Annotated in this window: 7 protein-coding genes; all 7 read left to right on the top strand. The window is 60.0% G+C overall.

Going from position 1 to position 9,933, the window contains the following annotated elements; translation table 11 throughout:
* Positions 1-248: 248 nt before the first annotated feature.
* Positions 249-1,214: a transcriptional regulator EbgR gene (ebgR, locus tag G5367_RS13510; RefSeq protein WP_005342046.1), complete on the top strand. Its 966-nt coding sequence runs from the start codon at positions 249-251 to the stop codon at positions 1,212-1,214.
* Between the two features lie 321 nt (positions 1,215-1,535).
* A complete protein-coding gene (ebgA, locus tag G5367_RS13505; RefSeq protein WP_421244886.1) occupies positions 1,536-4,610 on the top strand; it encodes a beta-galactosidase subunit alpha in 3,075 nt (1,024 codons plus the stop codon).
* Entirely contained in the window at positions 4,607-5,062 is a 456-nt protein-coding gene (locus G5367_RS13500) for a beta-galactosidase subunit beta (protein ID WP_219277115.1), read from the top strand. Before ebgA ends, G5367_RS13500 begins: the two co-directional genes overlap by 4 nt.
* Positions 5,063-5,164: 102 nt before the next feature.
* Positions 5,165-6,610 carry an amino acid permease gene (locus G5367_RS13495; protein ID WP_042055383.1) on the top strand — a complete coding sequence of 482 codons (1,446 nt, stop codon included), beginning with the start codon at positions 5,165-5,167 and terminating at the stop codon, positions 6,608-6,610.
* 76 nt (positions 6,611-6,686) lie between these two features.
* On the top strand, positions 6,687-7,025 hold the full coding sequence (locus G5367_RS13490) for a tRNA-binding protein (protein WP_005342042.1): 339 nt from the start codon (positions 6,687-6,689) through the stop codon (positions 7,023-7,025).
* A 167-nt stretch (positions 7,026-7,192) separates the two neighbouring features.
* On the top strand, positions 7,193-8,638 hold the full coding sequence (locus G5367_RS13485) for an amino acid permease (protein ID WP_113740295.1): 1,446 nt from the start codon (positions 7,193-7,195) through the stop codon (positions 8,636-8,638).
* Between the two features lie 295 nt (positions 8,639-8,933).
* Positions 8,934-9,884, top strand: coding sequence for a bile acid:sodium symporter family protein (locus G5367_RS13480; protein ID WP_335833762.1), 951 nt, complete (start codon positions 8,934-8,936; stop codon positions 9,882-9,884).
* The last annotated feature ends 49 nt before the right edge of the window (positions 9,885-9,933 follow it).

Raw genomic sequence — 9,933 nt, 5'->3', positions numbered from 1 at the left:
TCCCATGCCGAACTCAGAAGTGAAACGCGGTAGCGCCGATGGTAGTGTGGCATTCGCCATGCGAGAGTAGGACACTGTCAGGCACCTATTTAGAAGAGGCCTCCCATTTGGGAGGCCTTTTTGCATTTCTGCGTTCCCAAAATCTGCACCGCCGCCGGCATTTTAGTAAAAGTGCTGGGCTATCAAGGGATTGCCCGTTACTCTTTAGCCGTTACCGATTAACACGTGATGCTGCCAGCGAGGTATTGATGGCTACGTTGAAGGAAATTGCACAGGAGGCGGGGGTTTCGCTCGCGACGGTATCCCGGGTGCTGAACGAGGATCCCAGCCTGAGCGTCAAGGAAGAGACCAAGCAGCGGATCTTCGAGATTGCCGAACGGCTGGAGTACAAGACCAGCAGCGCCCGCAAGGGGGTACACAAGAGCAAGCTGCACTTTCTGGTGGTCTATGCCTATCCCCAGAGTACCGAGGTCAACGACCCTTACTATCTCGCTATCCGTTATGGCATCGAGACCCAGAGTGCCCGCCTCAATATCGAACTGACTCATCTCTACAACTGTGGTGAAGGGCGCGAGCTGAGCGCCGTGGATGGCATTCTGGTGGTCGGCACACTCACAGCCGAACGTCTCGTCCAGCTAAGGGCTTGTTCCAGCCAGCTGGTGTTTGTCGACTGCCGTTCACAGGGAGAGTTCGACTCGGTCGATGTGGATCTCGCCCTGATCAGCCAGCAGGTTGTCGATTACTTCATCGCGCAGGGGCACCAGCGCATCGGTTATATCGGTGGCCAGGATGAGAATCCGGATCTGCGCGAACTGGCCTTCCGGGATTATGGCCAGCGGCTGGGAGTGGTGCAGGAGAGCGATCTCTATCGTGGGGACTTCTCCAGCGCCTCCGGCTACCAGTTGGCGAAGGAGATGCTGGCAGGGGATTGGCCCAAGGCGCTGTTTGTCGCCTCCGACTCCATCGCGATTGGTGTGTTGCGTGCCATTCATGAGAAGGGACTGGCGATTCCCCAGCAGATCGAACTTATCAGCGTCAACGATATTCCAACCGCCAAGTTCACCTTCCCGCCGCTCTCAACGGTGCGGATCCACTCCGAGTTGATGGGCTCCCAGGGGGTTAATTTGCTGGTTGAGCGGCTGCGAGACGAGCGTGATATTCCACTTCGGGTGCTGGTACCGAGCAAGTTGACCCTGCGTGGCACCACTCGCTGATTTTAGTAAAACCCCAAACTTTTTAGTCGCACCATCTTGCGGTGGTGCGACACCTCTGCCAAGCAAACCTCTTTCCCATATCATCCAACAACTTCATATCATATTGTTTTATAGTTGATTTTATTGGGGTTCAGCCAACAGCTATCAACATCTATGCCACTCATTCATATCTTGCCCTCCTTTATCTCCCGCTTCTGATCTCGCTCACAAAACCATCTGTTCATTGTGATCAGGTTAAAACTTTACCAATGCAAAACTGATATTTAGTAAATGTTTATCTAGAGTTTACCCAGTTAACGTTGCCTTGTTCCGGGAGGACATGTGAATAACTGGGAAAACGTCCAATTCGTTGGTGAAAACAGGCTGGCCCCGCGTGCCTACTTCTTCTCTTATGCCGACCACGCGCTGGCGGCCACCATGCAGCGCGAGCTGAGCCGCCGTTTTCTGAGCCTTGGCGGCCAGTGGCAGTTCCACTACTTCGATCACCCCCTGCAGGTGCCGGAGGCCTTCTATCACAGCCCCATGAGCGAGTGGGGCCAGATCACCGTGCCCAACATGTGGCAGATGGAAGGACATGGCCAGCTGCAGTACACCGACGAAGGTTTTCCCTTCCCCATCGACGTGCCCTTCGTGCCGACCAGCAACCCCACCGGCGCCTATCAGCGCAGCTTCACGCTGAGCCCGGCCTGGGACGGCGAGCAGGTGATCATCAAGTTTGACGGAGTGGAGACCTACTTCGAGGTCTATGTGAACGGCCACTACGTCGGTTTCAGCAAGGGCAGCCGTCTCACCGCCGAGTTCGATATCAGTGCCTACGCCAAGGTTGGCGAGAACCTGCTGTCGGTGCGGGTGATGCAGTGGGCCGACTCCACCTATATCGAAGATCAGGACATGTGGTGGATGGCGGGGATCTTCCGCGACGTCTATCTGGTGGGCAAACCGGCCGCCCATGTGCAGGACTTCTTCATCCGCACCGCGCTGGCCGATGACAATCAGAGCGCTACCCTGAGCTGCGATCTCCAGCTGGAAAATCTGGGGGCGCCCGCCCGTGAGCACCGTCTGGTCTGGTCGCTGCTGGATCAGGGCAACGAGATCGCCAGCGGCTCGCTCGACCATCTCGCCATCGATGGCAAGTGTGATTGCCGCTTCACGCTGGATCTGGCCAATCCCCATCTGTGGAGCGCCGAAGATCCTTACCTCTATCAGCTGCAACTCTCCCTCTACAACGGTCAGGGCGAGCTGCTGGAAGTGATCCCGCAGCGGGTCGGGGTGCGTGAAATCAAGGTCAAAGATGGCCTCTTCTACGTCAACGGCCACTACCTCAAGCTGCACGGGGTGAACCGCCACGACAACGACCACCTCAAGAGCCGTGCGGTCGGCATGGATCGGGTGGAACGCGATATCGTGCTGATGAAGCAGCACAACCTCAACTCGGTACGTACCGCCCACTACCCGAACGATCCTCGCTTCTACGAGCTGTGCGACCAGTACGGTCTGTTCGTGATGGCGGAGACCGACGTGGAGACCCACGGTTTTGCCAACGTCGGCGATCTCAGCCGCATCACCGACGACTCTTTCTGGGAGCCGGTGTTCGTGGATCGCATCGAGCGCCACGTGCACGCCCAGAAGAACCACCCCTCCATCATCATCTGGTCGCTCGGCAACGAATCCGGCTACGGCTGCAACATCAGGGCCATGTACCAGCGTTGCAAGGCGATCGACCCGACCCGGCTGGTGCACTACGAAGAGGATCGCGATGCCGAGGTGGTGGATGTGGTCAGTACCATGTATTCGCGCGTCTCCCAGATGAACTGCTTCGGCGAGTTCCCGATGGAGAAGCCGCGCATCCTCTGCGAATACGCCCACGCCATGGGCAACGGCCCGGGTGGCCTCAGCGAATACCAGCAGGTGTTCGACCGCCATCCCCACATTCAGGGTCACTACATCTGGGAGTGGTGCGATCACGGCATTCTGGATCAGGACGAGCAGGGGCGCCCCGTCTACAAGTACGGCGGCGACTACGGCGACTACCCCAACAACTACAACTTCTGCATGGATGGCCTCATCTATCCGGATCAGACCCCTGGGCCTGGCCTGCGCGAATACAAGCAGGTGATCTGCCCGGTCAAGGTGCGGGCACTGGATCTGGCGAGCGGCCGGCTTGAGCTGGAAAACCGCTACTGGTTCTCCACTCTCGACGACATCCGCCTGCTGGTTGAAGTGAAGGCCGAGGGCGAGCTGCTGGCCAGTCAGCAAATCCGGCTGGAAGGGGTGGCTCCCGGTGCCATCACAGAGCTGCAACTCGAATTGCCCACGCTTGATGGGCGGGAAACCTTCGTCCAGCTGCGGGTCATCAAGGCCAGTGCTACCCGCTACAGCGCGGCGGAGCACGAGCTGGGCCAGTACCAGTTCCAACTGAAGGCATCGACTCGCCAGCTGCAGCCCTTTGCCAATCCCAACGCTACTGCGCTGCAGATTGCCGACGAGCGCCTCGCGCTGACCCTGAGCGGTAGCGGCTTTGCCCTGCGCTTCTCGCGCCTCGACGGCAAGCTGGTGAGCTGGCAGCAGGATGGAAATGAGCTGATTGAGCGTTCGCCGCGCCTCACCTTCTTCAAGCCGATGATCGACAACCACAAGCAGGAGTACGAGAGCCTGTGGCACCCGAACCACCTGCAGATCATGCAGGAGCACTTCCGCACCTTAAGCTGGCGCCAGCTGGGTGACGCGGTCGAGGTGACGGTGGAGAGCCTGATCGCGCCGCCGGTGTTCGACTTCGGCATGCGCTGCCGCTACGTCTACACCCTGAGCCCGAACGGTCAGCTGCACGTGGCGCTCTCCGGTCAGCCCTACGGCGGCTATGACGACATCATTCCCAAGATCGGCTTCGAGCTGGGCATTCGTCAGGATCTCGACCGGGTGCACTACTACGGCATGGGGCCGGGCGAAAACTATCAGGACAGCCGCCAGAGCAACTGGATCGACAGCTTCCAGAGCACAGTCAGCGAGATGTGGGAGCACTACCCCTTCCCGCAGGATAACGGCAACCGCCAGCAGGTGCGCTGGGCGACCCTGACCAACCGCCACGGCGCCGGTCTCTACGTGCGGCCAGATGCCCCCATCAACCTGAGCGTCTGGCCCTACAGCTGGGAGCATATCCACGCGGCGCAGCACATCAACGAGCTGGAACCGAGCGGCTATCTCACCCTCAATCTGGATCACAAGGTGCTGGGGCTCGGCTCCAACTCCTGGGGATCCGAGGTGCTGGACTCCTGGCGGGTGCGCTTCGAGCCATTCAGCTTCGGACTGACCCTGCTGCCCATCGCCCGTGGCAACCTCAATCCGGCTGCGCTGGCCGGGCTCGATCTCACCATCAACGGCGGGAGGAACCTCGCATGATCACCCTGGACAACCTGACCCTGTTCAAAAACATCTACCGGGAGGGCAAGAAGTGGGGCCGCTGCGTGGAGGCTATCAACAACCTGCCGAACCTCAAGCCCGGCATCTGCCACTCCATCGGTGACTCCCTCACCTATCGCTTGCAGGAGGGGGCCAGCCCGGCCACCTCACTGTTTGAAGGGCAGCGCCGCTACTTCGACGTTCACTACTACCTGGAAGGGGCAGAGACGGTGGAGTGGGCAGCCAAGAGCGAGCTGCGGGTCGAGCAGGCCTATGACGACACCACCGACCGCGAGTGGCTGGCCGGCGAGGTGCGTGAGCGCCAGCAGGTCGGCAACGGTCAGGTGGTGATCTTCGAGAACGACGAGGCTTACCGATTCGTCGGCGACGGGCCGGTGCGCAAGGTGATCATCAAGGTCACCGTCGAAGGCGGCTACTTCAAGAACAAATAACAAGCCGCCGGTTCTGCACTGACAAAAGCCGGAAGGGCGGGGCTCACCCTACAACCCATGCCCCGCTCTTTCGCTAGATAACTACAGGTCTGGAGATGCACCATGTCTGATTCCAAACGGAATACGATAGGCAAGTTTGGTCTGCTGTCGCTCACCTTCGCGGCGGTATTCAGCTTCAACAACGTCATCAACAACAACATCGAAATCGGTCTGGCCTCGGCCCCGATGTTCTTTCTGGCCACCATTTTTTACTTCATTCCGTTCTGCCTGATCATTGCGGAATTTGTGTCGCTGAACAAAAACTCCGAAGCGGGGGTTTACGCCTGGGTGAAGAGCTCCCTCGGCGGTCGCTGGGCCTTTATCTCCGCCTACACCTATTGGTTCGTGAACCTCTTCTTCTTCACCTCCTTGCTGCCGCGGGTCATCGCCTACGCCTCCTATGCCTTTCTCGGCTACGAGTACATTCTCACTCCGGTGGCGACCACGGCATTGAGCATGGTGCTGTTTGCCTTTGCCACCTACGTCTCCACCAACGGCGCCAAGATGCTCGGCCCCATCACCTCGGTGACCTCGTCCCTGATGCTGCTGCTGACCCTCTCCTACATTCTGCTGGCGGGTGCGGCACTGGTGGGCGGCGTGCAACCGGCTGACCCCATCACGGTAGAGGCCATGGTCCCCGATTTCAGCTGGGCCTTCCTCGGCATCACCACCTGGATCTTTATGGCAGCCGGTGGCGCCGAGTCAGTGGCGGTCTACGTCAATGACGTGAAAGGTGGCTCCAAGTCCTTCGTGAAGGTGATCATCGTCGCCGGGATCTTTATCGGGGTGCTCTACTCCATCGCATCGCTGTTGATCAACGTGTTTGTCCACAGCGACACCCTGAAATATACCGGCGGCTCGGTGCAGGTGTTCGAGGGGCTGGCCGCCTACTTCGGCCTGCCGGAGATCCTGATGAACCGCTTCGTCGGGCTGGTCTCCTTCACCGCCATGTTCGGCTCCCTGCTGATGTGGACCGCGACCCCGGTGAAGATCTTCTTCTCCGAGATCCCGGCCGGCATCTTCGGCAAGAAAACCGTCGAGCTGAACGAGAACGGCGTGCCCGCCCGCGCTGCCTGGATCCAGTACCTCATCGTGCTGCCGCTGATGGTGATCCCGACCCTGGGCTCCAACACAGCGCAGGATCTGATGAACACCGTCATCAACATGACTGCTGCCGCCTCCATGCTGCCGCCGCTGTTTATCATGCTGGCCTACCTCAATCTGCGCCTGAAGCTCGACCACCTGCCGCGGGAGTTCAGGATGGGTTCGCGCACCACCGGCATCGCCGTGGTCTCGGTGCTGATCGCCATCTTCTCGGTGGGCTTCCTCGCCTCCACCTTCCCGACCGGCGCCGACATCATGACCATCATCTTCTACAACGTCGGCGGGATCGTGATTTTCCTCGGCTTCGCCTGGTGGAAATACAACCGATACGAGGCCTCCCTCAGTGCCGAAGCGCGTGCCAAAGAGGCCCAGCCGACAGCGCAGGTTGCCATGCAGACGCCATAGCCACTGTATTGAATCCCAATCAAACCGGGTGGCCGTTGGCCACCCGCAAACCGTTGAACCAGAAAAGGAAAAGAGCATGAGCGAGACGATCGAGTTTGCCGAATTCAAGCGGGTCGAGATGAAGGTGGGCAAGGTGCTGGAGGTGGTGCGTCACCCCGGGGCCGACAAACTCTACATCGTCCAGATCGACGTGGGTGGCGAGCGGCCGCTGCAGACTGTCACCAGTCTGGTGCCTTACTACAGCGAAGAGGAGCTGATGGGCAGCGAGGTGGTGGTACTGACCAACCTCAAGCCCACCAAGATGCGCGGTGAGCGATCCGAGTGCATGTTGCTCTGCGCCGAGACCCCAGACGAGAGCCAGAGCGTGCTGTTGCAACCGCGGGTGCCGATGGCGCCGGGCACCCCGATCGTCTGAACGGTATTGCGAGCCGGTGCGGTGAGATTGCACCGGTTCACCAACGAGGCCGTTCACGCGGCCCGATCATAACAAGAGAGTAAAGCGCGGGGCCGACAGACCCTTGCCGAACACATCACAGAGTCACAGCGTTACCCGCAGGGAGCGCGAGTCCACTGGAGGACACCATGTCTGAATCCGTACGCGGCACCATAGGCAAGTTTGCCCTGTTGTCGATGACCTTTGCCGCCGTGTTCAACGTGCGCAACATCGTCAACAACAACATCGAGCTGGGGCTCAGTTCCGCTCCCATCTTCCTGCTGGCGACCATCGTCTACTTCATCCCGTTCGTCTTCATCATCGCCGAGTTCGTCTCGGCCAATAAAAACTCCGAGTCGGGGATGTACGACTGGCTTAAAAAACCGCTCGGCACCCGGATGGCCTATCTGGGCTCGTTTCTCTACTGGTTCGTGAACCTGTTCTGGTTCGTCTCCCTGCTGCCCAACGTCATCGCCTACGCCTCCTACGCCATGCTGGGCTATGAGTACAGCTTCTCGCCCATGGTCACCTCGATCATCTCCATCGTGCTGTTTGCGGCGGCGACCCACATATCCACCAAGGGGGCGAGCTGGCTCGGCAAGATTGCCGAGATCGTGGCCTACGGGGTGTTTGCCCTGTTCGCCATCTATGTGCTGGGTGCCCTGATGGCTCTGAGTGGCGATCATGTGCCGGCCCAGCCCATCACCCTGGAGGCGATGACTCCCACCGTCAACTGGGCGACCCTCGGCATCATGTGCTGGATCTTCCAGGCGGCGGGCGGTGCCGAGACGGCGGCGGCCTACCTCAATGATGTGAAGGGGGGCCAAAAATCCTTCATCAAGGTGATCATCAGTGCGGGTATCGTCATCGGTGCCATGTATGCGGTCGGTTCCCTGCTGGTGAACGTGTTCGTGCCGCGCGAGAGCCTCACCTATGCCGGCGGCATGGTGGAGATCTTCACCGGCATGGCGCAGTACTTCGGGCTTTCCGAGGCTCTGGTGGGCCGCTTCGTCGGCGTGGTGCTGTTCATCGCCATGTTCGGCTCCATGATGATGTGGACCTCGGCGCCGGTGAAGATCCACTTCTCCGAGATCCCGCAGGGGGTTTACGGCGAGAAGACCACCCAGCTCAACGAGCACGGCGTGCCGGTGCGCGCCGCCTGGTGGCAGTTTGTCTTCGTGTTCGCGATGCTGGTGGTCAACGGCTTCGGCTCCGAGTCGGTGCAGCAGATGATGAACACCGCCATCAACCTCACCGCCGGTACCGCCATGCTGCCGCCGATCTTCATCATGGTGGCCTACTTCGTGTTCCGCTGGAAACATGACGACACCCCGCGCGACTTCCGCATGGGATCGCGCAAGTTCGGGATGGGCGTGGTGTCGGTGCTGATCGCCATCTTCGTGGTGAGCATGAGTGCCTCCGCCTTCCCGGCCGGGGTGGATCTGGTGCGCGCCTTCTTCATCAACGTCTTTATGACCGCGGTCTTCTCGGCGCTGGCCTACTGGTGGATCTCCCGTTTCGAGAAGCGGCAGGCCCGCAAGCTCGCCGGCAATGAGAAGAAAACCGGCAACGGCACGCTGGCCAGCCAGCGCTGATCGGCTGGGTGAAAAAACGGAACGGGCGGCCTTGGTCGCCCGTTTTTTTATCCATTTTTAGTCGTTTTGGAGCTGTCACAGCCGTTTTATCGTCAACTTTTGCTGCTCGATATGGCGACGGCGTTAAGCATTGATGAACAATTATTCGCCGCTCAACTTTGCGCCTCTCCGTTATCGGGGTAAGCTGGAGGTTCGTTTTAGCGGGAGGTGCCAGACATCTCCCGCTCTGTTTCTTGTCCTCCCCAATCCTGACTGTCGCCATGGCTGCAGGATGCCCTTCTGATGGAGACCTTTCGTGCGTCTGGATCCCTTTACTGTTGTGCTGATTGCGGTGGTCACCCTGGCCTCCCTCTTTCCCTGCGAGGGGCAGGTGGCTGTCTGGTTCGGTTTGCTGACCAAGCTGGCGGTGGCGCTCCTGTTCTTCATGCATGGCGCCAAGCTGTCGCGCCAGAACCTGCTGGCAGGCCTCGGTCACTGGCGGCTTCATCTGGTGGTGATGCTCAGCACCTTCGTGCTGTTTCCGCTGCTGGGGCTGCTGCTCACGCCGCTGGTACCGGGCTGGCTGAGCCCGGCCATCTACCTTGGCTTCCTCTATCTCTGCGCTTTGCCAGCCACCGTGCAGTCGGCCATCGCCTTTACCTCGATGGCGGGGGGCAATGTGTCGGCGGCGGTGTGCAGCGCCTCGGCCTCCAGCATCCTCGGCATCTTCCTCTCGCCGGTGCTGGTGGGGATGATGATCCACGTGCAGGGGGAGGGGATCGACACCTGGCACTCCATCCAGTCCATCATGATGCAGCTGATGCTGCCGTTCGTGGTGGGCCACCTGTCGCGTCCGCTCATCGGTCGCTGGGTCGATAGCCATCGCCCGCTCATCGGCAAGCTGGATCAGAGTTCCATCCTGCTGGTGGTCTACGTCGCCTTCAGCGAGGCGGTGGTGCAGGGGATTTGGCATCAGGTAGGCTGGTACGATCTGGCCAGTATCGTGCTGCTGAGCTGCATCTTGCTGGCGCTGGTGCTCTGCTGGAACGTCTGGATCAGCCGCCGCCTCGGCTTCGACAAGGCGGACGAGATCACCATCGTCTTCTGCGGCTCCAAGAAGAGTCTGGCCAACGGGGTGCCGATGGCCAACGTCATGTTCCCGGCCGCCAGCGTCGGGGTGATGGTGCTGCCGCTGATGATCTTCCACCAGATCCAGCTGATGGTCTGCGCCGTGCTGGCCCGCCGCTATCACGAGCAGGGGCATTGATACTCGCGCCGTTTTGACAGCCATAACAAGAGGGAGGCCCGTTGGCCTC

Source organism: Aeromonas sp. 604282 (assembly GCF_049170575.1).
Classification (GTDB): Bacteria; Pseudomonadota; Gammaproteobacteria; order Enterobacterales; family Aeromonadaceae; genus Aeromonas; species Aeromonas veronii_A.
The sequence above is the reverse complement of the archived record's forward strand: the minus strand, read 5'-3'. Positions and strand labels throughout refer to the sequence as shown.